21 protein-coding genes are annotated in these 23,039 nt (G+C 71.4%); 10 read left to right on the top strand and 11 right to left on the bottom strand.

The window, feature by feature from the left end; genetic code table 11:
- Window positions 1–6 precede the first annotated feature (6 nt).
- Entirely contained in the window at window positions 7–384 is a 378-nt protein-coding gene (locus tag FJ694_RS06640) for an OsmC family protein (RefSeq protein ID WP_157265324.1), read from the bottom strand.
- A 387-nt stretch (window positions 385–771) separates the two neighbouring features.
- Here FJ694_RS06640 and ccoG point away from each other — a divergent pair, with 387 nt between their 5' ends.
- Window positions 772–2,226 carry a cytochrome c oxidase accessory protein CcoG gene (ccoG, locus tag FJ694_RS06635; protein ID WP_157265323.1) on the top strand — a complete coding sequence of 485 codons (1,455 nt, stop codon included), beginning with the start codon at window positions 772–774 and terminating at the stop codon, window positions 2,224–2,226.
- Between the two features lie 60 nt (window positions 2,227–2,286).
- A complete protein-coding gene (locus tag FJ694_RS06630; protein ID WP_157265322.1) occupies window positions 2,287–3,222 on the top strand; it encodes a LysR family transcriptional regulator in 936 nt (311 codons plus the stop codon).
- Here the strand turns inward: FJ694_RS06630 and FJ694_RS06625 are convergent.
- From FJ694_RS06625 to FJ694_RS06595, 7 genes are all read right to left on the bottom strand, one after another.
- Window positions 3,207–4,061 carry an amidohydrolase family protein gene (locus FJ694_RS06625; protein ID WP_157265321.1) on the bottom strand — a complete coding sequence of 285 codons (855 nt, stop codon included), beginning with the start codon at window positions 4,059–4,061 and terminating at the stop codon, window positions 3,207–3,209. The genes FJ694_RS06630 and FJ694_RS06625 overlap by 16 nt on opposite strands.
- Window positions 4,062–4,068: 7 nt before the next feature.
- Window positions 4,069–5,055: a Bug family tripartite tricarboxylate transporter substrate binding protein gene (locus FJ694_RS06620; protein ID WP_157265320.1), complete on the bottom strand. Its 987-nt coding sequence runs from the start codon at window positions 5,053–5,055 to the stop codon at window positions 4,069–4,071.
- The gene (locus FJ694_RS06615; RefSeq protein ID WP_157265319.1) at window positions 5,052–5,999 is read right to left on the bottom strand and encodes an SMP-30/gluconolactonase/LRE family protein; all 948 of its coding nucleotides are present in this window, start codon (window positions 5,997–5,999) and stop codon (window positions 5,052–5,054) included. Before FJ694_RS06615 ends, FJ694_RS06620 begins: the two co-directional genes overlap by 4 nt.
- 2 nt (window positions 6,000–6,001) lie before the next feature.
- Window positions 6,002–6,964 (bottom strand): Bug family tripartite tricarboxylate transporter substrate binding protein, encoded by a 963-nt coding sequence (locus tag FJ694_RS06610; protein ID WP_157265318.1) that lies wholly within the window; start codon window positions 6,962–6,964, stop codon window positions 6,002–6,004.
- Window positions 6,965–7,081: 117 nt separating this feature from the next.
- Window positions 7,082–8,005, bottom strand: coding sequence for an NAD(P)-dependent oxidoreductase (locus FJ694_RS06605; RefSeq protein ID WP_157265317.1), 924 nt, complete (start codon window positions 8,003–8,005; stop codon window positions 7,082–7,084).
- Window positions 8,005–8,703: an RraA family protein gene (locus tag FJ694_RS06600; RefSeq protein WP_157265316.1), complete on the bottom strand. Its 699-nt coding sequence runs from the start codon at window positions 8,701–8,703 to the stop codon at window positions 8,005–8,007. Before FJ694_RS06600 ends, FJ694_RS06605 begins: the two co-directional genes overlap by 1 nt.
- Window positions 8,704–8,791: 88 nt before the next feature.
- Window positions 8,792–9,763, bottom strand: coding sequence for a tripartite tricarboxylate transporter substrate binding protein (locus tag FJ694_RS06595; RefSeq protein ID WP_157265315.1), 972 nt, complete (start codon window positions 9,761–9,763; stop codon window positions 8,792–8,794).
- A gap of 246 nt (window positions 9,764–10,009) precedes the next feature.
- Here FJ694_RS06595 and glgC point away from each other — a divergent pair, with 246 nt between their 5' ends.
- Window positions 10,010–11,269: a glucose-1-phosphate adenylyltransferase gene (glgC, locus tag FJ694_RS06590; RefSeq protein ID WP_157265314.1), complete on the top strand. Its 1,260-nt coding sequence runs from the start codon at window positions 10,010–10,012 to the stop codon at window positions 11,267–11,269.
- 18 nt (window positions 11,270–11,287) lie between these two features.
- Here the strand turns inward: glgC and FJ694_RS06585 are convergent, their stop codons facing one another.
- The gene (locus tag FJ694_RS06585) at window positions 11,288–12,724 is read right to left on the bottom strand and encodes an MFS transporter (RefSeq protein WP_232539924.1); all 1,437 of its coding nucleotides are present in this window, start codon (window positions 12,722–12,724) and stop codon (window positions 11,288–11,290) included.
- A gap of 224 nt (window positions 12,725–12,948) precedes the next feature.
- The gene (locus FJ694_RS06580) at window positions 12,949–13,113 is read right to left on the bottom strand and encodes a hypothetical protein (protein WP_157265312.1); all 165 of its coding nucleotides are present in this window, start codon (window positions 13,111–13,113) and stop codon (window positions 12,949–12,951) included.
- 215 nt (window positions 13,114–13,328) lie between these two features.
- Here FJ694_RS06580 and FJ694_RS06575 point away from each other — a divergent pair, with 215 nt between their 5' ends.
- The 6 genes from FJ694_RS06575 (at window position 13,329) to FJ694_RS37760 (ending at window position 20,928) form a co-directional block, all read left to right on the top strand.
- The gene (locus FJ694_RS06575; protein ID WP_157265311.1) at window positions 13,329–15,206 is read left to right on the top strand and encodes a PHA/PHB synthase family protein; all 1,878 of its coding nucleotides are present in this window, start codon (window positions 13,329–13,331) and stop codon (window positions 15,204–15,206) included.
- The gene (locus FJ694_RS06570) at window positions 15,196–15,609 is read left to right on the top strand and encodes a hypothetical protein (protein WP_157265310.1); all 414 of its coding nucleotides are present in this window, start codon (window positions 15,196–15,198) and stop codon (window positions 15,607–15,609) included. Before FJ694_RS06575 ends, FJ694_RS06570 begins: the two co-directional genes overlap by 11 nt.
- A gap of 124 nt (window positions 15,610–15,733) precedes the next feature.
- On the top strand, window positions 15,734–16,546 hold the full coding sequence (gene fabI / locus FJ694_RS06565; protein ID WP_232539923.1) for an enoyl-ACP reductase FabI: 813 nt from the start codon (window positions 15,734–15,736) through the stop codon (window positions 16,544–16,546).
- Between the two features lie 50 nt (window positions 16,547–16,596).
- Window positions 16,597–18,033 (top strand): bifunctional enoyl-CoA hydratase/phosphate acetyltransferase, encoded by a 1,437-nt coding sequence (locus FJ694_RS06560; protein ID WP_157265309.1) that lies wholly within the window; start codon window positions 16,597–16,599, stop codon window positions 18,031–18,033.
- Window positions 18,034–18,037: 4 nt separating this feature from the next.
- Window positions 18,038–19,234: an acetate/propionate family kinase gene (locus FJ694_RS06555; RefSeq protein ID WP_157265308.1), complete on the top strand. Its 1,197-nt coding sequence runs from the start codon at window positions 18,038–18,040 to the stop codon at window positions 19,232–19,234.
- A 122-nt stretch (window positions 19,235–19,356) separates the two neighbouring features.
- Window positions 19,357–20,928, top strand: a complete 1,572-nt coding sequence (locus FJ694_RS37760; RefSeq protein WP_310735034.1) for a methyl-accepting chemotaxis protein — start codon at window positions 19,357–19,359, stop codon at window positions 20,926–20,928.
- 26 nt (window positions 20,929–20,954) lie between these two features.
- On the opposite strand, the gene FJ694_RS06545 is transcribed toward FJ694_RS37760, so the two are convergent.
- Window positions 20,955–21,662 (bottom strand): glutathione S-transferase, encoded by a 708-nt coding sequence (locus FJ694_RS06545; protein ID WP_157265307.1) that lies wholly within the window; start codon window positions 21,660–21,662, stop codon window positions 20,955–20,957.
- A gap of 116 nt (window positions 21,663–21,778) precedes the next feature.
- Between FJ694_RS06545 and FJ694_RS06540 the strand changes: the two genes are divergently transcribed.
- Window positions 21,779–22,996 carry a polyhydroxyalkanoate depolymerase gene (locus FJ694_RS06540; RefSeq protein WP_157265339.1) on the top strand — a complete coding sequence of 406 codons (1,218 nt, stop codon included), beginning with the start codon at window positions 21,779–21,781 and terminating at the stop codon, window positions 22,994–22,996.
- The last annotated feature ends 43 nt before the right edge of the window (window positions 22,997–23,039 follow it).

Below are 23,039 nucleotides of genomic sequence, written 5' to 3'. Positions count from 1 at the left end.
CCGGGCTCAGCCCTCGCGCACCACGAACTCCACGCCCGCGCCCTGCTGCACCAGTTCCTTGACGGCGCAGTGGCTCACCGCGTCGAGCACGGCCGGGCGGTGCTCGGCCGGGAACTCCGGCGGAAAGCTCAGCGCCGTCTCGAAGCGCTCCAGGCTCAACGCGCCGGCCCGGCCGGCGTGCGGGCGGCAGCGGATGTGGATACCGCGCGCGGGCAGCCGCAGCTCCTTGCAGGCCTTCTTGACGTACACCGCCGCGCAGCCCGCCAGCGCCGCGTAGAAGCCTTCGAGCGGGTTCATCGCGGAGCTGTCCGTCGCGAAGTCCATCGACTTGGCGCGCGCCTGCACGCGGATCGCCGCGCCCTCCTCCACATCGACCTGGTACATGGTGTCCTCTCCCGGCGTTGCCGTTGCTCTCCGCCATGCGGTGGCGGGTTGGCGGGGCTTATCAAGATTCAGGCCAAGGGCGAAAGCCGGGCAATCGTTGCAGGCACATCGAAGTCAGGCGCCGCGCGTCGGCTGGCGATGGGCTTGGGGTCCGCCTGGATTCCCGCCTTCGCGGGAATGACGAAGCAGGGGGCGTGATTTCGCAGCCTCCGGCCAACGTCACGAGAACTGCCACGCCCTGCCACCAACGGCAGCCCCAGGCAGCCGCTCCCGGCAGTGCGGCACCCGCCGCGCGCGCAAGTCCTTGAGCCGCCATGCCCGCACACGCCGCGCCGGCATGGCACGGATCTTGGAGAAGCGGTGTGAAGCAACCAGCCCGCTCCCGCCATGAGCACCACCACGTCCACCCCCGCGGCGCCCGCGCCGGCCGCCGCCGACGACTCGACCCAGGTCGTCTCGCTGTACCAGGCGCGCAAGAAGATCTACCCGCGTGCCGTCGAGGGCCACTTCGTCAAGTGGCGCTGGGCCGTGGTCTGGCTCACCCAGATCGTCTTCTACGGCCTGCCCTGGCTGATGTGGAACGACCGCCAGGCCCTGCTCTTCGACCTCGGCGCGCGGCGCTTCTTCATCTTCGGCCTCGTCTTCTACCCGCAGGACCTGATCTACCTCTCGGCCCTGCTCATGATCTCGGCCTACGCCCTGTTCCTCTTCACGGCCGTGGGCGGACGCCTGTGGTGCGGCTACGCCTGCCCGCAGACCGTCTACACCGAGATCTTCATGTGGGTCGAGCGCAAGATCGAGGGCGACCGCGCCAGGCGCATGAAGCTCGACGCCGCCCCGTGGAGCCTGGAGAAGCTCGCGCGCAAGGGCGGCAAGCAGGCCGCCTGGATCGCCATCGCCCTCTGGACCGGCTTTACGTTTGTCGGCTACTTCACGCCCATCAGGACGCTGGCCGGCGAGGTCGCGACGCTCTCCACCACGCCCTGGGAGACCTTCTGGGTGCTCTTCTACGGCTTCGCCACCTGGGGCAACGCCGGCTTCATGCGCGAGCAGGTATGCAAGTACATGTGCCCCTACGCGCGCTTCCAGAGCGCCATGTTCGACCGCGACACGCTCATCATCAGCTACGACACCGAGCGCGGCGAGCCCCGCGGCTCGCGCTCCAAGAAGGCCGACCCCGCCAGGCTCGGCCTGGGCTCGTGCGTGGACTGCAGCCTGTGCGTGCAGGTCTGCCCCACGGGCATCGACATCCGCAAGGGCCTGCAGTACGAGTGCATCGGCTGCGCCGCCTGCGTGGACGTGTGCAACGAGGTCATGGACAAGATGGGCTACCAGCGCGGCCTCGTGCGCTACGACACCCTCAACGGGCTGCAGCAGCACCTCGGCCGCGCGCAGGTGCTGCGCCGCATCTTCCGCCCGCGCATCCTCGTCTACAGCGCCATCCTCGTCATCATCTGCATCGCCGCAGCCGCCAGCATCGCCATGCGCTCGCCCTTCAAGGCCGACATCGTGCGCGACCGCTCCACGCTGGCGCGCCAGGTCGAGGACGGCCAGGTCGAGAACGTCTACCGGCTGCAGGTCATGAACGCCACCGAGACGGCGCAGACCTACACCGTGGCCGCCCAGGGCCTGCCCGGCCTGGCCCTGGCCCAGCCGGTGCGCCTGACGCTGGGCCCGGCCGAGGCGCAGTGGGCCACCGTGGCGCTGCGCGTGCCGCCCGAGACCGTGGCGGCCACGCCGGCCGGCGCCCACGAGGTGCACCTCACCATCGAGCGCCAGGCCAGTGGCGGCGAAGCCGCGCGCTCGCTCGTCGAGAAGACCACCTTCGTGCTGCCGCGCTGACGGCGCGGCCGCGCAGGTCCGCTCGATAATTTCCGTGGAACCATTCACGGAGCTTTTGCGATGGACCTGCGCGACCTGCGCTACTTCGAGACCATTGCCGAGCTGCAGCACATCGGCCGCGCCGCGCAGCGGCTGCACCGCACGCAGCCCGCGCTCACGAGCTGCGTGCGCCGGCTCGAAGAGGCCTGCGGCGCGCCGCTGTTCGAGAAGTCGGGCCGGGGCATCCGGCTCACGCCGGCCGGCAAGGTGCTGCAGAAGTGGGCACAGCGCATGCGCTTCGACGTGGAGGACGCCAAGCGCGAGATCGGCGACATCGGCCGGGGGCTGTCAGGGCACGTGCGTGTCGGCGTGGTGCCCACGGCGGCGCAGTTCCTGCTGCCGGCCGTCACGCGGCAGCTGCTGGCCGAGGCGCCGTCCGTGACGCTCAAGACCGTGGTGGGGCTGGTGGACGTGCTCAAGCCGCAGCTCACGGCCGGCGAGCTCGACCTGATGGTGGCGACGGAAACCCCGGCCGAGCCGGGCTTCGAGTCCCGGCCGCTGGCCGAGGACAACATCGTGGTGGCGGCCAGTGCCAGCCACCCGATCTTCGACCAGCCGGTGTCGATGGCCGCGCTCGGCGCCCACCGCTGGGTGCTGCAGCCGCCGGGCGCGCCCACGCGTGACTGGCTGGATGCGGCCTTCGACCGCGCGCGGCTGCCGCGCCCGGTGGTGCAGGTCGAAAGCACCATGCTGCTCATGCTGCCGCCGCTGATCGCCGAGACCGGGCTGCTGAGCTTCGTGTCGCGCCACCACGTCGGCGAGGGCACGCTGCTGCGCGAGGTCGTGCTCAAGGAAACCACCATGCGCCGGCGCCTAACCGTGAACTACCGCGCCGACAGCTACCTGCTGCCGGCGGCGCAGCGCCTGATCGAGCTGTTTGCCGCCGTCCAGGACGGCGGGCCCGAGCCGGCGCCCCGCGCGCGCCGTGCCAAGGGCCGCGCTCAGCCCAGCCGGTAGAGCGCGGCCGGGTTGTCATGCAGCACGCGGCGGCGCTGCGCCGCGTCCGGGGTCCAGTCCCGGAAGCGCTGCCACAGATCCGTCGTGCGCACCGCCGCGCCGTGCGCGCGGGTGTGCGGCCAGTCCGAGCCCCACACCAGCCGCTCAGGGTTGGCCGCGAGCAGCCGCCGGTGCACCGCGCCGGCATCGTCCCAGCCCGGCCGCTGCGAGATGTTGGCCGCGCCCGAAAGTTTCACCCACAACCATCCTTCGTCCAGCAGCGCGCACATCGCCTCGATGCCCGCGTGGTCGGCGCCCAGTGCCGCGGGCGCGCGGCCCATGTGGTCGAGCACCACCGGCACGCCCGCGGCGCGCAGCGCGGGGGCGATGCCGGGCAGCAGCCGGCTGTCGGTGAGCAGCTGCAGGTGCAGGCCGTGCGCCCGCAGCCGCGGCGCCAGGGGCGCCAGCGCGTCCGCCAGCATCACGAAGCCGTTCATGCGCCGCGGGTCGTCGGGATCGACATGCGCCATGCGCACGCCGCGCACGCCGGCCTGCGCCAGCGCGGCCAGCTCGGCGTCGGTGATGCCGGGCTCGACGGCGGCGATGCCCGCGAGATCGCCGCCGCCCTCGGCCAGGGCGTGCAGCAGCACGCGGTTGTCGGTGCCGTAGAAGCTGGGCTGCACCACCACGCCGCGCGCCACGCCCAGCGGACCGAGCGTGTCGCGCCAGCCCTGCAGCGGCGCCGGCGCGGGCGTGTAGCTGCGCTCGGCCAGCATCGGGGACTCGTCCGGCGCGGCGATGACGTGGAAATGCGCGTCGATGGCCGCGCAGGGCGTGGCGAGCGTGGCGGGCTGGGCCATGGCGGCTTCAATCCAGCGTGATGTTGGCCTGCCGCACGATGCGCGCCGTGCGCGCCACCTCCGAGCGGATGAACTCGGCGTACTGCTCGCGCGTGCCCGGGCGCGGCTGCGAGCCCAGCCTGGCGAACTGCTCCTGCACCGCCGGCTGCTGCAGCGTGTCGTTGAGCAGCGCGTTGAGCTGCGCCGCCATCTCCGGCGCCACGCCCGCGGGCATGACCAGGCCCAGCGTGGTGCTGGCGTCGAAGCCCGGCACGCCGGATTCCGCCAGCGTCGGCACGTCGGGCAGCAGCGGCGTGCGCCTGGCCGTGGTCACGGCCAGGGCCTTGAGCTTGCCGCCCTGCAGCAGCGGCAGCAGCGAGGACAGCTGGTCGACGTGCAGGTCCACGTGGCCGCCGGCCACGTCCGTGTTGGCCGGCGCGCTGCCCTTGTAGGGCACGTGCGTGAACTTCACGCCCGCCGCGTCCTGCAGCAGCTCGCCGACGATGTGGTTGCCGCTGCCGCTGCCCGCGGAGGCCATGGTCAGCGGCGTCTTGCGGCTCCTGGCCAGCGCGACCAGTTCCTGCACGCTGTGAGCCGGCGAGGACGGGCCGACCACCAGCACCATGGGCACGCTGGCCACCAGGCCGATGGGCGTGAAGCTGCGCACCGGGTCGTAGGGCAGCTTCGGGTGGAGCGACGGCGCCGCGAGGTGGTTGATGGGCGAGGCGATGCCCAGCACGCAGCCGTCCGGCGCGGCCTTGGCCACGGCGTCCAGCCCCAGCGTGCCGCTGGCACCGGCGCGGTTGTCGATGACCACCGGCTGGCCCAGGCGCTTGGCGAACTCCGGCTGCAGGATGCGCGCGCTCAAGTCCACGTTGCCGCCGGGCGGGAACGGCACCACCAGCTTCACCGGCTTGCCTGCACACAGCTGCGGCTGCGCCAGGGCGGCGGGCGTGGCCAGAGCGGCGGCCAGGACCGCGGCCGCGGCCTTCAGTGCGGGGGCGATGGGCTTCATGCGGTGGGCCTTGCTTGCGGCGGTTGGGCAGGACGGGCGACCGGCAGCCCAGGGGCTTCCATGCGCGCCATGAGGATGGAGCCCGAGACCGATTCGGTGCAGTAGAGGGTGCGCCGGTCGGCGCCGCCGAAGGCCAGGTTGGTGAGCGACGCGCCCTCGGGGCTGCGGATCACCTGCACCGGCTCGGCGCGGTGGTTCAGCACCCAGCACCAGCCGAGGCCCGGGTTGGCGACGAGGAGGTGGCCCGCCTCGTCCATGGCCAGGCCGTCCGGGCCGCTGGGGCCGTAAGAGGTGAAGAACTGGCTCGCCTTGGACACGCTGCCGTCGGCCATCAGCGGCACGCGCCAGACGCAGTTGCCGCGCGTCACGGCCACGAACAGCAGCTTCTCGTCCTTCGACAGCACCACGCCGTTGGGGCTGGGCACGTTGGCCAGCAGCAGGTCGAGCTGGCCCGAAGGGCGCAGCCGGTACACGCGCCCGGTGGGGTCGTGCAGGCCGCTCTGGCCCTGGTCGGTGAAGTAGAGGTTGCCCTGCGAGTCGAAGGTCAGATCGTTGACGCCGCGGAAGCGCTCGCTGTTGCGCCGCTCCAGGAACGGCCGCACCGCGCCGGTGGCCACGTCGCAGACCATCAGCCCGTTCTTGTAGTCCGTGATCAGCAGCTCGCGCGCGCCGAGGAACTTCATGCCGTTGGGCTCGCCGTCGTACTCGGCCACCTGCGTCCAGCGGCCTTGCGCGTCGATGCGGAAGATGCGCCCGAAGGGGATGTCCGAGACGTAGAGGTTGCCGGCGTCATCGAACACCGGCCCTTCGAGGAAGGAGTCGCAAGGCACGCCGCCGCGGTTGGCGTCGGCCCAGTCCGAACGCACCCCCGTGCGCCGGAACTCCGCCGGCATGCTGGTGAAGACCTCGGCGTCGCGGACCTGGGGAGCTTGCAGCAGGAACATGGTCACTGGCGCTCGAAGGCGGTATTGGCGGCGATCTTGCCCCAGTAGGCGGTGCGCGCGGCCAGGTCCTTGCCGAAGGCGGTGGCATCCCAGTAGCCGGGCTCGGCGGCGATGCCCTCGGCATACGCCTTCATCTCGGCCGTGCCCATGGCGGCGGCAATCTCCTTCTGCAGCTTCGCCAGCACGTCGGCCGGCGTGCCCTTGGGCGCCCACAGGCCGGTGAAGTTGACGACGCTGAAGTCCTTGACGCCGGCCTGGGCGAAGGTGGGCACGTCGGGCAGCGCGGGCAGGCGATGATCGCCGCTGACGGCCAGCAGCCGCGCCTTGCCGCCCTTGACCTGGCCGATGATTCCCGGCGTGGAAGCGATCTGGAAGTCGATGGTGCCCGACAGCAGCGCCAGCGTCGCCTCGCCCGCGCCCTTGAAGGGCACGTGCATGAACTTCGCCCCCGTGGCGATGCCCAGCGCTTCGGAAGCGAAGTGCGGCGTGGTGCCGGCGCCGCCGGTGCCGTAGGTGATGGCGTCGGGCTTGGCCTTGGCGACGGTGATGAGGTCGCCCAGCGTCTTCTTGTCGCTGTCGGCCTTGACCACCAGGGCCATCGGCGCGAACACGAAGGCCGACACCGGCAGCAGGTCCTTCTGGTGGTCGAAGGGCAGCTTCTTGAAGATGTGCGGCAGCAGCGCGTAGGTGGTGTCGTTGGCGACCAGCGTGTAGCCGTCGGCCGGCGCGTTCACCACCGACGTGATGCCGATGGTGCCGGTGGCGCCGGCCTTGTTCTCGACGAAGAAGGTCTGCCCGGTCTGCGCCTGCAGCTGCGCGGCCATCTTGCGCGTGACCACGTCCACCGCGCCGCCCGGCGGGTACGGCACGATGATCTTGACGGGCTTGCTGGGGTAGGACTGCGCGTGAGCCAGGGAAGCGGCGGCGAGCAGGGCGGCGCCGGCCAGGGTGGCAATGAATTTCATGGCTTGTCTCCGTTGTGTTCGTCGCCCGGGGGCTTGTAGGAGGCCCGCTTGCGGGCCGAATTGCAGCCGGGCCACGGTTCGGCCCGCAAGCGGGCCTCCTACCGGCTGGGCAACTGGTCAGCTTGCGAGCATGGCCAGCGCGTTCTGCGCCGCCGCCACGCCCATGTTCACGTAGGCGTCGCTGGTCACGCCGCCGATGTGCGGGCTCAGCGTGATGCGCTTCTCGCCATGGAAGGGATGCGGCGCCGTCATGGGCTCGACCGCGAAGCTGTCCAGGCCCGCGCTGCGGACCTGCCCGCTGCGGACCGCTTCGAGCAGCGCGCCCTCGTCGATGAGGCCGCCGCGCGCGGTGTTGACCACGATCACGCCGGGCTTGCACTGCGCCAGCGTCCGCGCGTTGAGCAGTTTCGCGTTGTCGGCGGTCAGCGGGCAGTGCAGCGAGATGGCGTCGGACTCGCGCCAGATCGTCTCCAGGTCCACGCTCTGCACGTAGTCCGGCAGGTCCCTGGCGTAGGGGTCGAAGCCGATGACGCGCATGTCCATGGCGTGGGCCATGCGCGCGAAGCGCAGCCCGATGGCGCCCAGGCCGACCAGGCCCACGGTGCGCCCGGCCAGCTCCAGGCTCTTGTGCGTGGCCTTGTCCCAGTGGCCGGCATGCATGCGCTCGTCGAGTTGCACCACCGACTTGGCGCAGGCCAGCAGCAGCGCCAGCGCGTGCTCGGCCACCGCCGCGGCGTTGGCGCCCACCGCGGCCTTGACCTGGATGCCGCGCTGCGCGGCGGCCGCCTTGTCGATGGTGTCGGTGCCGCTGCCGTGCTTGGAGATGACCTTGAGCGACGGTGCGGCGTCCATGACGGCGCCATTGACCTTGCCGTAGCGCACGATGATCGCCACGGGGTCGTGCTGGCGGCACAGGGCGATCAGGTCATCCTCGGTCGGCGTCTTGCCGGCGTAGACCACCTCGTAGTCGCCCAGCAGCGCCAGCGCCTGGGTCGCCAGGTCCGCGCCGGTGACGATGAAGACGGGCTTTTTCGCGCTCATCACAGCGTCTCCCCGTCCTTGAGCACGCCGGCGGCGCGCAGCGCGCCGTCGAGCCAGGCCGGGCGCAGCGCCTGGCGGCTCTTGATGCCCTGGATGCGCTTGGTTTCGGCCTCCACCTTCTCGGCGGCCAGCGGGATCAGCGAGGCGGCCTTGGCGCGCTCGACCACGGTCACGCCGTCGGCGTCCCCCACCACCAGGTCGCCCGGGTGCACCGTGACGCCACCGATGGAAATGGGGTGGTTCAGTCGGCCGGCGATGTTCTTGGTCGGGCCGTTCGGGTTCAGGCCGGCGGCGAACATCGGGAAGCCCAGCGCGCGGATGGCCTCGCTGTCGCGCACGGCGCCGTCGATGACGACGGCGGCGATGCCCAGCGCCACGCACTGCTGGGACATGATCTCGCCCATGAGCGCGCTGGAGAGGTCGCCCTTGCCGTCCACGATGATCACGTCGCCGGGCTGGGCGACGGCCATGGCGGCGTGGATCATGAGGTTGTCGCCCGGGCGCACCTCCACGGTGATGGCGGTGCCGGCGAAGCGCATGGACGGGCTCAGCGGCTGGATGCGGCCGTGCAGCGCGCCGCGGCGGCCGGCCACGTCGGCCAGGATGGAGGAGGGAAATTCGGACGCCTGCTTGACGACGTCGGCGGACAGGCGCTCGACGTCACGGATCACGTCGGGCAATGCGGCGGCTTGGCTCATGGAAATCTCCAGGGAATGCGGTGGGATCGATGGATCGGGTGGATGCGCTTGAAACGAAATCGGCAGGGGCGGCACCGGGCCGCCGTGCTCAGTCGGGCTTGGTGCCCGAGTCCTTGACGACCTTGCCCCAGCGCTGGATCTCGTCGCGGATCAGCGCGGCGAACTGCTCGGCCGTGCCGCCGCCGACCTCGGCGCCCTCCTCGGCCAGGCGCTTGCGCAGGTCGGGCTGCTGCAGCGCCTTGTTGAACTCGGTGTTGAGCCGCGCGACGACGTCCTTGGGCGTGCCGGCCGGCGCCAGCAGGCCGAACCAGGTCGAGGCGTCGAAGCCCTTGTAGCCGGCCTCGGCGATGGTGGGCGTCTGCGGCAGGTCGCCCACGCGCTTGGCCGAGGTCACGGCCAGCGGGCGCAACTTGCCGTTGCGGATTTGCTGCAGCACCGAGGTCACCGAGGACATGTACATGTCCACCTGGCCGCCGATCACGTCGTTGAGCGCCTGGTTGGCGCCCTTGTAGGGAATGTGCTGGAAGCGCACGCCCGCGGCCTTCTGGAACAGGTCGCCCGTCAGGTGCGCCACGGTGCCGTTGCCCGGCGAGGCGAAATTCACGCTGCCGGGCTTGGCCTTGGCGGCGCTGACCAGGTCGGCCAGCGTCTTGTAGGGCGAGGTGGCCGACACCACGATGGCCAGCGGCGCCGTGGCCACCGTCGTGATGGGCGCCAGGTCCTTGACCGGGTCATAGGGCAGCTTCGCGTACAGCGAAGGGTTGATGGCCAGGTTGCTGGTCTGGCCCAGCACCAGCGTGTAGCCATCGGCCGGCGACTTGGCCGTGGCGTCCACGCCCAGGTTGCCGCCCGCGCCCGGGCGGTTGTCGACGACGAAGTTCCAGCCCGTGGTGGTGGACACCTTCTGCGCCACCTCGCGGGCAATGATGTCGGTGCCCCCGCCCGGCGGGAACGGCACGATCAGCTTGATGGCCTTGGTGGGGTACGCCTGGGCGAAGGCGGCGGGCGCGCAGGCGGCGGCCAGCGCGGCGGCCAGCAGGTGGCGGCGGTCGAGCAGCATGTTGTCTCCAGGGGCGGTCACTTGGGTCCGCCGCCGTCCTCGGGATGAGGAGGCAGCCCCGTGCCGTCGTGTTGGAGCCAGTATTGGCGCCGCACGCCAAACGGTCCATTTGATAATTTCTGCGGAACGATAGATGCGGCTTTTGCATTCCCGGCCGTCCGGGCCGGTGCCGGTTGCGGGCTCCTCCCGGGGGCAAGAGGCACATCGATTGCCGTTTGCAACCGCCTATTCAAAAAAGGGGATGACATGGCGGTGAACGAACTTGCCCGGACACTCGAATTGCCCAAGCGCACGGTGGCGCTGGTGCTCGCCGGTGGGCGCGGCACGCGGCTCAAGCAGCTCACCGACCGGCGCGCCAAGCCGGCGGTCTATTTCGGGGGCAAGTTCCGCATCATCGACTTCGCGCTGTCCAACTGCCTGAACTCCGGCATCCGCCGCATCGGCGTCATCACCCAGTACAAGTCGCACTCGCTGCTGCGCCACCTGCAGCGCGGCTGGGCCTTCCTGAAGGCCGAGATGAACGAGTTCGTGGATCTGCTGCCGGCGCAGCAGCGCATCGACGAGGAGAACTGGTACCGCGGCACGGCCGACGCGGTGTGGCAGAACGAGGACATCATCGACAGCTACCGGCCCGACTACGTCGTCGTCCTGGCCGGCGACCATGTCTACCGCATGAACTACGCGCTGATGCTGGCCGACCACGTCGCCAGCGGCGCCGAGTGCACGGTGGGCTGCATCGAGGTGCCGCGCGCCGACGCCAGCGGCTTCGGCGTGATGGCGGTGGACACGTCCTGGCGCGTCACCGACTTCGTCGAGAAGCCGGCCGACCCGCCGCCCATGCCGGGGCAGCCCAACACCGCGCTGGCGAGCATGGGCATCTACATCTTCAACCGCGAGTACCTGTTCCGCGCGCTGGCGACCGACGTGCAGGACGAGAGCTCGGGCCACGACTTCGGCCACGACATCCTGCCGCGCGCGGTGCGCGAGGGCGTGGTCATGGCGCACCCCTTCGGCCGCAGCGGCGTGGTCGGCGGCGGCGGCGAGCCCTACTGGCGCGACGTGGGTACCATCGACGCCTACTGGGACGCCAACATCGACCTCACCGCCGCGCGCCCGCTGCTCGACCTCTACGACCAGCGCTGGCCGATCCTGACCTTCCAGCCGCAGCTGCCGCCGGCCAAGTTCATCGGCGACGGGCGCCCGAACTGCGGCAGCGCCACGGACTCGCTGGTGTCGGGCGGCTGCATCGTGGCCGGGCGCGTGACGCGCTCGGTGCTGTTCTCCAGCGTGCGCCTGGACACGGGCGCGCAGGCCGAGCGCAGCGTGCTGCTGCCCTACGTGCGCCTGGGCCGCGACGTGCGCCTGAACCGCGTCGTCATCGACCGCGGCTGCACCGTGCCCGACGGCATGGTCATCGGCGAGGACCCGGCCCTGGACGCCCAGCGCTTCGAACGCACCGCGCAGGGCATCACGCTGGTGACGCAGGAGATGCTGGCGCGGCTGTGAGGGCTTGAGCGGGCGGCCTCACTCCCCGCCCGCCTCCAGCCGCGCGCCGTCCTCCAGGTGCACCGGCGGCACCCGCGAGGCGATCCACGCGCCCAGCGCCACGAACAGCGCCAGCACGCCGTACACCACGTGGAAGGCGCGCGTCAGCGCCTCGGGCGGCAGGTCCACCGACAAGCCGCCCGACGCCGACGCCGCACCCTCGCCGCCCGGTGTGACGTGCAGCAGCACGAAGGCCAGCCCGCCGAAGGCCGCCGTGCCCAGCGAGGCCCCCAGTGAGCGCGTGAGCGACAGCAGCCCCGCCGCGGCGCCCAGCCGCGCCTGACCGGCCAGCACCTGCGTGGCCAGCTGCGCACCCGGCATGACGGTGCCGAAGCCCAGCCCCACCACCGCAGCGGCCACCATGATCAATCGCGGCGACGGCGGCGCCAGCGCCAGCACGCCCAGCGCCAGCGCGGCCAATGTCAAACCCCAGGGCGGCGTGCGCGTGGGCAGCGCGGTGCGCGCGGTGATGCGGCCGTTGATGGTCGAGCCGACCACCAGGCCCAGCGTCAGCGGCAGCATCTGCAGCCCGGCATCGGCGGCGTTGGCGCCATGGGCCAGCTGCAGCTGGATCGGCAGCAGGAACACCAGCGCGAACATGCTCGACGCGAACACGATCACCGTGCCGCAGATCCAGCCCACGCCCGGCAGCCGCAGCAGCTCCAGCGGCAGGAAGGGCGACGCGTGGCGGCGCTGCTGGCGCAGCAGCAGCGCGCCCGCGGCCAGCGCAAGCGCGACCAGTCCCAGGCTCGGTGCCGACAGCCACGGGAAGCGCCGCCCCGCCAGGCTGAACCACAGCAGCGCCGCCACGGCGGTGAGCACGAACAGCAGCAGCCCCGCGAAGTCCATGGGCGCGCCGCGCAGCGCTGGCGGCGCCTTCTGGCGCGGCAGCCGCAGCACGCGCCACGCGGCCAGCGCGCACAGCGGCACGTTGGCCCAGAACAGCCAGCGCCAGTCGGCGTGGTGCACCACCAGGCCGCCGATGACGGGACCGCCCACGCTCGAAGCCGTGAACACGGCGGCAAAGTACGCCTGGTAGCGCGGGCGCAGGCGCGGCGGCACCAGCTCGCCGATGAGCGCCTGCGACATCACCATCAGCCCACCGCCGCCCAGGCCCTGCAGCACCCGCGCCGCGATCAGCTCGCCCATGCCACGCGCCAGGCCGCAGGCCATCGATCCCAGCGCGAACAGCACCAGCGCGCCGAACAGCACGTTGCGCCGCCCGAAGCGGTCGCCCAGCCGCCCGTATACCGGCGCCATCACGGTGGCGGCGATGAGGTAACCCACGGCGATCCAGGCGCTGTCGCCCAGGTCCTGGAAGTCCGCCGCGATGCGCGGCGTGGCCGTGGCCAGCAGCGTCTGGTCCACCGCCGCCAGGAACATCGGCAGCATCACCGCGCCGAACAGCGCCAGCACGGCCGCCCGGGGCGGCGCTCCAGCGTCGGCGGCAGGCTCCAGGGCAGGCGATGGCGGTGAGCGGGGCGGGTCCAGGGCAGGCGATGGCGGTGAGCGGGGCGGGTCCAGGGCAGGCGGCATGGGCTGCAGAGTGCAAGCCTCATGCCGCAAGCCGCGAGCCCGAGCCGCCGAACGTCCGCCAGGAGGCATTTAGGGTTTGCCCGGAATCAAATTTGATGCGCAATTCACAATCCGGTGATGAGCTGGATATCGGACATGAATTTCAGCCACGGCCGATATTCCTGCCGGCCCGACCCGGGCGCCTGTGGAAAATAAACAGCCTTCGGGTTGACTTGCGTCAAGCCGCACATTGCTGCGGGGCAGCATGCAGCCATTTTCGTGATCAACATCACGATATGCGCCACCGATACGGCCTGAAACCTCATCCTGGCTTGCACGGAACTGACGGCGACAGACTGCCAACTATTTGTCGCCGGCTGGAGAAAAGGCCGGTTTTCCGGTCCAGTTGCTTTATTCACAGTCCTGCCATCAATTCATAGTCACGGCTATCGACAGTCACGAATCAACGGTTTCCCGCTGAACTCTCATGTCCAAACAGCGAACGATGCTTGAAGAATCTCCGGCGGCCGGCGCCGCGACGCAGGCCGCCGTGGCCGCGACCGCGCCGGCCACGCGCCCCGCGCCCGTTGCCGCCGCCCTGCCGGCACCGCGCGCCGCGGCCACCGAGCTGCCGGCCGCGCAGCACCTGGACCAGGCCGCGCACGCGCTGTTGTCGCGTGCCGCCATGGGCCTGTCGCCGATCAGCCTGACGCTGGCCTGGGCCGACTGGGCGCTGCACCTGGCCGCCTCGCCGGGCCGCCTGGCCACGCTGGCGCAGGAGGCCGCGCGCGGCGCCGCCGCGGCGTTGCCGGCGCAACCGGGCACGCCCGCACGCCCCGAGAGCGACGACCGCTTCCGCGACCCGGCCTGGGCGCAGTGGCCCTACGCCGTGTTCAAGGACCAGTACAAGGCCGCCTGCGCCTGGTGGGAGCAGGCGGTGCAGGTGGACGGCGTGTCGCGCCACCACGCGCAGCTGGTGAGCTTCTTCACGCGTCAGGCGCTGGACGCGCTGTCGCCCTCGAACTTCGCCGCCACCAACCCGCTGGTGGCGCAGGCCGCGCGCGAGACGGGCGGCCAGAACTTCGTCAAGGGCCTGCAGCTGCTGGCGCAGGACCTGGCGCAGCAAGCCACGAAGGGCGACGCGGCCGACGCCGCCGCGGCGCTGCAGCCGCTGCCCTTCGCCGTGGGCCGCGACGTGGCCGTGACGCCGGGCAAGGTGGTGTACCGCAACCACCTCATCGAGCTGATCCGCTACGAGCCCACCACCGCCACGGTGCATCCGGAGCCGGTGCTGATCGTGCCCAGCTGCATCATGAAGTACTACATCCTGGACCTCTCGCCCGGGAACTCCATGGTGCGCTACCTGGTGGGCCAGGGGCACACGGTCTACATCATCTCCTGGCGCAACCCCGAGGCCGCCGACCGCGACCTGGGCCTGCGCGACTACCTGCACTCGGGCGTGATGGACGCCATGGCCGCCGTGGGCCGCACCAGCGGCGCCACGAAGCTGCACGCGGCCGGCTACTGCCTGGGCGGCACGTTCCTCTCGATCGTCGCGGCGGCACTGGCCGGCGCGAAGGCGCGCGGCGACGCGCAGCCGCACCGCCGCCACACCGACACCGCGACGGACCTGCCCGAGCTGGCCAGCGTCACGCTGCTGACCACGCTCACCGACTTCACCGAGCCGGGCGAGCTGGGCGTGTTCATCGACGACGACCAGCTGCGCACGCTGCGCGAGGAGATGGCGCGCACGGGCTACCTCAGCGGCAAGCAGATGAGCGGCTCGTTCCAGCTCATGGGCTCGCGCGACCTGATCTGGTCGCGCAACCTGCGCCGCTACGCGCTGGGCCAGGACGACAAGCCCATGGACCTGATGAGCTGGAACGCCGACGCCACGCGGCTGCCCGAGCGCATGCACTCGGAGTACCTGCAGTCGCTGTACCTGAACAACGCGCTGGCCACGGGCCGCTACCGCGTGGGCGACGCCGCCGTGGCGCTGTCGGACCTGCACATGCCGCTGTTCGTGGTCGGTACCGCGCGCGACCACGTGGCGCCGTGGAAGTCGGTCTACAAGATCCACCTGCTGACCGACACCGACACCACCTTCGTGCTGGCCAGCGGCGGGCACAACGCGGGCATCGTCTCCGAGCCGGGGCGCCCGCGCCGCGGCTACCAGATCGCCGAGCGCCGGCGCGGCCAGGCCTACGCCACGCCCGAGGACTACGTGAACAGCGCGCCCGCGCGCGAGGGCTCGTGGTGGGAGGCGTGGAGCGCGTGGCTGGCCGAGCGCTCCGGCGAGCGCGTGGCCGCGCAGGCCATCCCGGCCGAGCAGGCGATCGAGGACGCCCCGGGCCGGTACGTGCACGTGCGCCATGCGGACTGAGGCCCACACCGCCCTGCTGGGCGCGCGGCCGGACACCGACCGGGCGCACCGTCTCGAAGCCGAGCTCGGCGCGCTGCAGGCGCGCATCGCGCAGCTGGCGCTGGCGCTGCGCGCGCCGCTGGAGACGGCGGCCGACGTGGAGCGCATCCTGCAGCGCCCGCCCACGCCGCCGGTGGCGGTGGAGCGGCGCCAGGAAGGCAGCGGCCTGAACTACCGCGGCCCCGAGCGGCGAGCCAGTCACCTGTGGGACGAGCTGCGCGCGCTGCTGGTGTTGCGCTGGCAACTGTGCAGCCGCCTGGCCGGCACGGTCGGCGCCCCGGCGACGCAGCACCTGCTGCAGGCCGCAGGCGACCAGCTGCAACGCAAGGGCTTCAACAAGACACCGCCCGGCATGGCGCTGTAGCCCCCGGGACATTCATCAACCGATCACACACCGGCGCGACGCTGCCGGCATGACCCCACCGCAGCGTCCCCGACCGACACCGCTTCCGCGTGGAAGCACCGAAACGAACGAAAGAGGAAACACCATGGACCAAGCCGTCAACACCGTCACCGCCCGCATCGCCGACCGCCTCTCCCGCATGGGCCTGGCCGGCAAGAAGGGCCTCGTCGTGGGCGTGGCCAACGAGCACAGCATCGCCTGGGGCTGCGCCGAGCTGGCCAAGCTGCAAGGGGCCGACGTCGTCGCCTCCTGCCTCAACGAGAAGGCCGTGCGCTTCGTCGCACCCCTGACCGAGCCGGCGGGCATCCCGCTCAAGCCCTGCAACGTCGAGCAGCCGGGCGAGCTGCAGGCGCTGGTGGACTTCGCGGTGCAGAAGCTGGGCAAGCTCGACTTCATCGTCCACTCCATCGCCTGGGCCCCGCTGGAGGACCTGCACGGCCGCGTGGTGGACAGCTCCTCCACCGGCTTCGCCCGCGCCATGGAAGTGTCGTGCCACTCGCTGGCCGAGCTGGCCAAGCTGTGCGCGCCGCACATGGCCGACGGCGGCGCCATCGTCACCATGACCTACCTGGGCGCCGACGAGGCCGTGCCGCACTACGGCCTGATGGGCCCGGTCAAGGCCGCGCTGGAATCGCTGGTGCGCTACATGGCGCTGGAGCTGGGCCCGCAGGGCATCCGCGTGCACGCCGTCTCGCCCGGCCCGATCCACACCCGCGCCGCCTCGGGCATCGCCGGCTTCGACGAGCTGGTGGCCCACTCCATCGCCAAGGCCCCGCTGGGCCGGCTGGTGACGCTCGACGAGATCGCGCAGCTCACCACGTTCCTGTGCAGCGACGCCGCCAGCGGCATGACCGGCCAGACCATCTACGTGGACGCCGGCTGCCACGCCGTGGCCTGAACGCGCCGCGACCGAGCACTGATCAATTGATTGACTGAGCAAAGAACACCATGAACGCCCTGCTCGAAATCGACCACATCGAGAACACCACCTACGACGAGATCAGCGTCGGCCAGACGGCCAGCCTCTCGCGCACCATCACCGCCGCCGACATCCAGGCCTTCGCCGCCGTCTCCGGCGACACCAACCCGGCGCACCTCAATGCCGAGTACGCCGCCGACACGCTGTTCCACGGCGTCATCGCCCACGGCATGTGGGGCGGCTCGCTGATCTCGGCGCTGCTGGGCACCGTCTTCCCCGGCCCGGGCACGATCTACCTGGAGCAGGACCTGCGCTTCACCAAGCCCGTGCGCATCGCCGACACGCTCACGGTGAACGTCACGGTCGCCTCCAAGGACGACGCCAAGAAGCGCGTCGAGCTCGACTGCCAGGTCGTCAACCAGAAGGGCGCGGTCGTGCTACACGGCAAGGCGCGCGTGCTGGCCCCGACCACGAAGGTGAAGCTGCCGCGCGACAAGGCGCCGCAGATCCACCTCTTCGACGCCCAGGCGCGGCTGCGCGACCTGCTGGCCCTGGGCGCGGACATTCCGGCCGCGAAGTGCGCCGTGGTGCACCCCTGCGACGCCGACTCGCTCTCCGGCGCCATCGACGCCGCGATGCTCGACCTGATCGACCCGGTGCTCATCGGCCCCGAGGTGCGCATCCGCCACGTCGCCAAGGAAGCCGGCATCCAGCTCGGCGACGTGCGCATCATCGACGTGCCCTTCTCCGAGGCCGCGGCCGAGAAGGCCGCCGAGATGGCCGCGCGCGGCGAGGTGGAGATGCTCATGAAGGGCAGCCTGCACACCGACGAGCTGATCCACGCCGTGCTGGCGCAAAAGGCGCTGCGCACGGGCCGCCGCATGTCGCACGTGTTCCGCTTCGACGTGCCGCTGTACCGCAAGCCCATCCTCATCACCGACGCGGCCCTGAACATCGCCCCGACGCTGATGGAGAAGAAGGACATCATCCAGAACGCCATCGACTTTGCGCGCGTCATGGGCGTGGACTGCCCCAAGGTCGCGATCCTGGCGGCGGTGGAGACGGTGAACCCGGCCATGCCCTCGACGCTGGACGCCGCGGCGCTGTGCAAGATGGCCGATCGTGGCCAGATCAACGGCGGCCTGCTCGACGGCCCGCTGGCCTTCGACAACGCCATCTCGGCGCACGCGGCCGAGGTCAAGCACATCGCCTCGCCCGTGGCCGGCGACGTGGACATCCTGGCCGTGCCGGACCTGGAGGCGGGCAACATGCTGGCCAAGCAGCTGGAGTACCTGGCCGGCGCCAGCGGCTCCGGCGTGGTGCTGGGCGCGCGCGTGCCCATCGCCCTGACCAGCCGTGCCGACGGCCCGGATGCGCGCGTCGCCTCCGCGCTGCTGGCCAAGCTCGTGGCGCACAACGCGCGCCGCGACCACGCCCGCAAGAACTGGCACCAGCAGGAGAAGTAAGGCCATGGGCATCCTTTCCGTCAACGCGGGCTCCTCGACGCTGAAGTTCGCGGTCTATCCCCTGCAAGGCGGCGAGGTGCAGCCCGCGCTGCTCAGCGGCAGCTTCGAGGGCCTGGAGCCCCAGGGGCAGATGCGGCTGAGCTGGAGCGCGGGCGCACAGCGCCAGCAGCGCGAGCTCGCCGCCGGCAGCGACCCCTTCGCGCAGGCACTCGTCTCCCTGAGCGAGCTGCTGGAGACCGAGGGCAAGGCGCTGCGCATCGAGGCCGTGGCGCACCGCGTGGTGCACGGCGGCGCGCATTTCCGCGACAGCGTGGTCGTGGACGAGGCCGTGCTCAGGAAGCTGGAGCCGCTGTGCCCGCTGGCGCCGCTGCACCAGCCGGCCAACCTCGCGGGCATCCGCAACTTCATGCGCGTGCTGCCCGGGCTGCCGCAGGTGGCCTGCTTCGACACGGCGTTCCACGCCGGGCTGCCGGAAGTCGAGTACAGCTTCGCGCTGCCGAAGTCGCTGCGCGACGAAGGGGTGCGCCGCTACGGCTTCCACGGCCTGTCCTACCAGTTCGTGTCCGGGCAGCTCCAGCAGCTGGCCGGCGCGCCGGCGCGGGGGCGGCTGTTGATGGCGCACCTGGGCAACGGCGCCAGCCTGTGCGCCGCGCGCGAGGGCCGCAGCATCGGCACGACCATGGGCTTCTCCGCGGTGGAGGGGCTGATGATGGGCTCGCGCTGCGGCGCGCTCGACCCCGGCGTGCTGCTCTACCTGATGGAGCAGGGCTGGACGCACGACCGCATCCAGGCGCTGCTCTACAAGCAGAGCGGCCTGCTCGGCGTCTCGGGCCTGACCGCCGACATGCGCCGGCTGCGCGACAGCGACAGCGCCGACGCGAAGTTCGCCATCGAGCTGTTCACGCACCGCGTGGCGCGCGAGGCCGGCGCGCTCACGGCCTGCCTGGGCGGCCTGGACCTGCTGGCCTTCAGCGGCGGCATCGGCGAGCACGACACGCGGCTGCGCGCCGACGTGGCCGAGCGCCTGGCGTACCTGGGCGTGAAGCTGGATGCCGCGGCCAACGCGCGCGCCACCGGCAACGAAGCACTGCCCATCCACGCCGCCGACAGCGCGGTGCAGGTCTGGGTGGTGCCCACCGACGAGGGCATCGTCGCGGCGCGCGACGCCGCGCGGCTGGTGACGCTGCCGGCCAACGGCTGAGGCGCCACCGTGATGTCCTGAACCCCAGCCCCGGCGCCGTTCGCGTACGGGGCATTTTTTCAATCCGACAACGGGCCGACAGACTCAGAAACGAGCAAGCAGCGCCCGGGGAGACTGCCTCCATGAATACCTCAACCATGAAGCTCGGCACGAAGCTGAGCCTGGCCTTCCTGGCCATGGTGCTGATGACCCTGGCCGTGGGCGGCTTCGGGCTGCTGCGCCTGAGCCACGTCACCGAAGAAGCGCAGGAGATCGCCGACACCTGGCTGCCCAGCATCAAGGTGCTGGGCGACCTGCGCATCGTCTCCAACCGCATGCGCCGCATCGAGGCCGACCACCTGCTCTCCAGCAGCGAGACCGAGATGGCGGAGATGGAAAAGAACCTCGCCACGCTGCGCACCACGCTGCAGGAGAAGCAGTCCGCCTACGAGAAGCTGATCGCTTCCCCGGAGGAACGCCAGGGCTACGAGGAGTTCAAGCGCCAGCGCGACGCGTACCTCGCCATCCAGACCAAGCTGCTGCAGCTCTCGCACGGCGGCCAGGCGACGATCGAAGCCGCCCGGAGCACCTTCCGCGGTGAATCGCGCACCGCGTTCAACGCCATGGTCGGCGCGCTGGGGAGCCTCGTGGAGATCAACGAGAAGGGCTCCGAGGTGTCGGCGCAGCGCGCGCGCGACAGCTACGCGGCGGCCGTGACCGGCACGCTGGTCATCATTGCCCTGGCCGCCGTGGCGGCCGCGGCGCTGGCCCTGTTCATCGTGCGCGGCGTGACGCGCCAGATCGGCGGCGAGCCGGCCGAGGCCGTGGCGCTGGCGCAGCGCGTGGCCGACGGCGACCTGGGCACCGCCATCGTGCTGCGCCCGGGCGACAACGCCAGCCTGATGGCCGCGCTCAAGCGCATGCAGGACAGCCTCGCGGGCATCGTCGCGAGCGTGCGCAGCAACGCCGACGGCGTCTCCACCGCCTCGGTGCAGATCGCGCAGGGCAACGGCGACCTCTCCAGCCGCACCGAGCAGCAGGCCTCGGCGCTGCAGGAAACGGCGGCCTCGATGGAGCAGCTGGCCTCGACGGTGAAGCTCAACAGCGAGAACGCGCAGCAGGGCAGCCAGCTGGCCAAGACCGCCTCCGACGTGGCCACGCAGGGCGGCGCCGTGGTGAGCCGCGTGATCGAGACCATGCAGGGCATCAACGACAGCTCGCGGCGCATCAGCGACATCATCGGCACCATCGACGGCATCGCCTTCCAGACCAACATCCTGGCGCTCAATGCCGCGGTGGAAGCCGCGCGCGCCGGCGAGCAGGGCCGCGGCTTCGCGGTCGTGGCCGGCGAGGTTCGCTCGCTGGCGCAGCGCAGCGCGGAAGCGGCCAGGGAGATCAAGTCGCTGATCAACGCCAGCGTCGGGCGCGTCGAGGAGGGCAGCGCGCTGGTGGACCAGGCCGGTGCCACCATGGGCGAGGTCGTGACGGCGGTGCGCCGCGTGGCCGACCTGATGGGCGAGATCAGCGCCGCCAGCATCGAGCAGAGCGCCGGCGTGCAGCAGATCGGCGAGGCCGTGACGCAGATGGACCACGCCACGCAGCAGAACGCCGCGCTGGTGGAGGAAAGCGCCGCGGCCGCGGAAAGCCTGCGCTCGCAGGCGCAGCAGCTGGTGTCGGCGGTGGCGGTGTTCCGGGTGGGGCACGCGGCGGCCTGACACCGCCCCCGCGCCCGGGGCGCGGCTCAGAAGTCCATGTCGAGCTCCTCGATCTCGTCGGGCTCCTGCAGTGCCGCCTCGACCCACTCCTTCATCTCCGGCAGCGCCATGATGGTTTCGCAGTAGGCGCTGCAGCCGGCATCCAGCGGCACGCAATAGGTGAGGAAGCGCGTGACCACCGGCGCGTACATCGCGTCGGCCATGCCGGGGCGCGGGCCGAAGAGGTACGGCCCGCCATAGGACTGCAGGCACTCGCTCCAGATCTGCACGATGCGGTCGATGTCGGGCTGCGCGCCGGCCCAGACCTTGTGGCCGGGATGGCGCGCCTTGAGGTTCATGGGCAGCGCCGCGCGCAGGTTGGAAAAGCCCGAGTTCATCTCGCCGCACACGCTCCAGCAATGTGCCCGCGCGACACGCGCCGCGGGCACCAGCGGCGCGTCGGGCCGAATCTCGTGCAGGTACTGCGCGATGGCCAGCGTGTTCCACACCCGCGCGCCCTCGTGCGTGAGGCAGGGCACGAGGATCGAAGGCGTCAGCAGCAACAGCTCCTGGCGCGCGTCCACATCGTCGGGCTCGACCACCACCACGTCGAAGTCCAGCCCGGCGAAGCGCGCCAGCAGCCAGCCACGCAGCGACCACGAGGAGTAGTTGCGGCTGCTGATGGTCAGCGTGGGCCGGCTGCCGGGCGCGGCGGCCTGGCGGGTGCCTCTGCGGTGTGGGGTGGCTTGGGCCATGGCGCGCCTCTCGCTCGCGTGAAGGTTGCGCACGCCACGCAAGGCACATGCCACGCCGCACCGCGCTGGCGTGCAAGTTGCATCGCCCGCCCACGCCCAAGCGAGCGGGAGAAGCGATGCTCTACGACACCTACCAGGTCCAGGCCGACCTGATGCGGCCGCTGCGCGCCGCGGCGCGCCACGCCGCGCCCACGCTGGCCCGGCGCCGCCCCGGCCTGGACAGCCTGACGCAGCGCCACCTGGCGGCGGCGTTCGAGGTGTTCAACCTGGCCGAGATCACGCACCAGCGCCCGGACTGGGGCATCCGCAGCGTCACCGTGCAGGGCCGCGAGGTGGCGGTGACGGAGGAAGCCGTGGCGGTCACCCCCTTCGCCACGCTGCGCCGCTTTCGCAAGGACATGGCCGAGCCGCCGGGCGAACGCGTGCTGCTGGTGGCGCCCATGTCCGGGCATTTCGCCACGCTGCTGCGCGACACGGTGCGCACGCTGCTGCAGGACCTGGACGTGTACGTGACCGACTGGCACAGCGCCCGCGACGTGCCCCTGGCCGCCGGCCGGTTCGGGCTCGACGAGTACACCGAGCACCTCATGGGCTTCCTGCGCACCCTGGGTCCGGGCGCGCACCTGATGGCGATCTGCCAGCCCTGCGTGGCCGCGCTGGCGGCCACGGCGCTGATGGCCGAGGACGGCGAGCCGGCCACGCCATCGAGCCTGACGCTGATGGCCGGCCCCATCGACTGCCGCATCAACCCCACCACGGTGAACCGGCTGGCGACGGAGAAGCCGATCGCCTGGTTCGAGGACAACGTGATCAGCGTGGTGCCGCGGCGGTTGCCCGGCGGCGGCCGGCGCGTGTACCCGGGCTTCGTGCAACTCGGCGCCTTCATGAACATGAACCGCGAGCGCCATGTGAAGGCCTTCCACGACTACTACCTGCACCTGGTGACCGACGACCACGACAAGGCGCTGGCCACGCGCAGCTTCTACGAGGAGTACTTCGCCGTGGCCGACCTGCCGGCGGAGTTCTTCCTGGAAACCGTGCGGCTCGTGTTCCAGGAGTACGCCCTGCCCCGCGGCGAACTGCGCTTTCGGGGCCGCCCGGTGCGGGCCGAGGCGATCCGGCGCACCGCGCTGCTGACGGTGGAGGGCGAACGCGACGACATCTGCTCCACCGGCCAGACACTGGCCGCGCAGGACCTGTGCAGCAAGGTGCGCCCGTACCTGCGCACGCACTTCGTGCAGGCCGACGTGGGCCATTACGGCGTGTTCAGCGGCAAGCGCTGGCAGAAGTACATCTATCCGATGGTCAGGAACGTCATCCACAACGCGCGCTGAGAGCCGGCCCGCAGCCGCCGCGCACGCACGCACCGCGCGCGTG

It is taken from the genome of Azohydromonas aeria, from assembly GCF_009760915.1.
GTDB classification, from domain to species: domain Bacteria; phylum Pseudomonadota; class Gammaproteobacteria; order Burkholderiales; family Burkholderiaceae_C; genus Azohydromonas; species Azohydromonas aeria.
The sequence above is the reverse complement of the archived record's forward strand: the minus strand, read 5'-3'. Positions and strand labels throughout refer to the sequence as shown.

What these genes read in the sequence shown, in the direction of transcription:
- FJ694_RS06640 (WP_157265324.1), bottom strand. Translation starts at nt 384, where the DNA reads ATGTACCAGGTCGATGTGGAGGAGGGCGCGGCGATCCGCGTGCAGGCG.
- ccoG (WP_157265323.1), top strand. Translation starts at nt 772, where the DNA reads ATGAGCACCACCACGTCCACCCCCGCGGCGCCCGCGCCGGCCGCCGCC.
- FJ694_RS06630 (WP_157265322.1), top strand. Translation starts at nt 2,287, where the DNA reads ATGGACCTGCGCGACCTGCGCTACTTCGAGACCATTGCCGAGCTGCAG.
- FJ694_RS06625 (WP_157265321.1), bottom strand. Translation starts at nt 4,061, where the DNA reads ATGGCCCAGCCCGCCACGCTCGCCACGCCCTGCGCGGCCATCGACGCG.
- FJ694_RS06620 (WP_157265320.1), bottom strand. Translation starts at nt 5,055, where the DNA reads ATGAAGCCCATCGCCCCCGCACTGAAGGCCGCGGCCGCGGTCCTGGCC.
- FJ694_RS06615 (WP_157265319.1), bottom strand. Translation starts at nt 5,999, where the DNA reads ATGTTCCTGCTGCAAGCTCCCCAGGTCCGCGACGCCGAGGTCTTCACC.
- FJ694_RS06610 (WP_157265318.1), bottom strand. Translation starts at nt 6,964, where the DNA reads ATGAAATTCATTGCCACCCTGGCCGGCGCCGCCCTGCTCGCCGCCGCT.
- FJ694_RS06605 (WP_157265317.1), bottom strand. Translation starts at nt 8,005, where the DNA reads ATGAGCGCGAAAAAGCCCGTCTTCATCGTCACCGGCGCGGACCTGGCG.
- FJ694_RS06600 (WP_157265316.1), bottom strand. Translation starts at nt 8,703, where the DNA reads ATGAGCCAAGCCGCCGCATTGCCCGACGTGATCCGTGACGTCGAGCGC.
- FJ694_RS06595 (WP_157265315.1), bottom strand. Translation starts at nt 9,763, where the DNA reads ATGCTGCTCGACCGCCGCCACCTGCTGGCCGCCGCGCTGGCCGCCGCC.
- glgC (WP_157265314.1), top strand. Translation starts at nt 10,010, where the DNA reads ATGGCGGTGAACGAACTTGCCCGGACACTCGAATTGCCCAAGCGCACG.
- FJ694_RS06580 (WP_157265312.1), bottom strand. Translation starts at nt 13,113, where the DNA reads ATGTTGATCACGAAAATGGCTGCATGCTGCCCCGCAGCAATGTGCGGC.
- FJ694_RS06575 (WP_157265311.1), top strand. Translation starts at nt 13,329, where the DNA reads ATGCTTGAAGAATCTCCGGCGGCCGGCGCCGCGACGCAGGCCGCCGTG.
- FJ694_RS06570 (WP_157265310.1), top strand. Translation starts at nt 15,196, where the DNA reads ATGCGGACTGAGGCCCACACCGCCCTGCTGGGCGCGCGGCCGGACACC.
- fabI (WP_232539923.1), top strand. Translation starts at nt 15,734, where the DNA reads ATGGACCAAGCCGTCAACACCGTCACCGCCCGCATCGCCGACCGCCTC.
- FJ694_RS06560 (WP_157265309.1), top strand. Translation starts at nt 16,597, where the DNA reads ATGAACGCCCTGCTCGAAATCGACCACATCGAGAACACCACCTACGAC.
- FJ694_RS06555 (WP_157265308.1), top strand. Translation starts at nt 18,038, where the DNA reads ATGGGCATCCTTTCCGTCAACGCGGGCTCCTCGACGCTGAAGTTCGCG.
- FJ694_RS37760 (WP_310735034.1), top strand. Translation starts at nt 19,357, where the DNA reads ATGAATACCTCAACCATGAAGCTCGGCACGAAGCTGAGCCTGGCCTTC.
- FJ694_RS06545 (WP_157265307.1), bottom strand. Translation starts at nt 21,662, where the DNA reads ATGGCCCAAGCCACCCCACACCGCAGAGGCACCCGCCAGGCCGCCGCG.
- FJ694_RS06540 (WP_157265339.1), top strand. Translation starts at nt 21,779, where the DNA reads ATGCTCTACGACACCTACCAGGTCCAGGCCGACCTGATGCGGCCGCTG.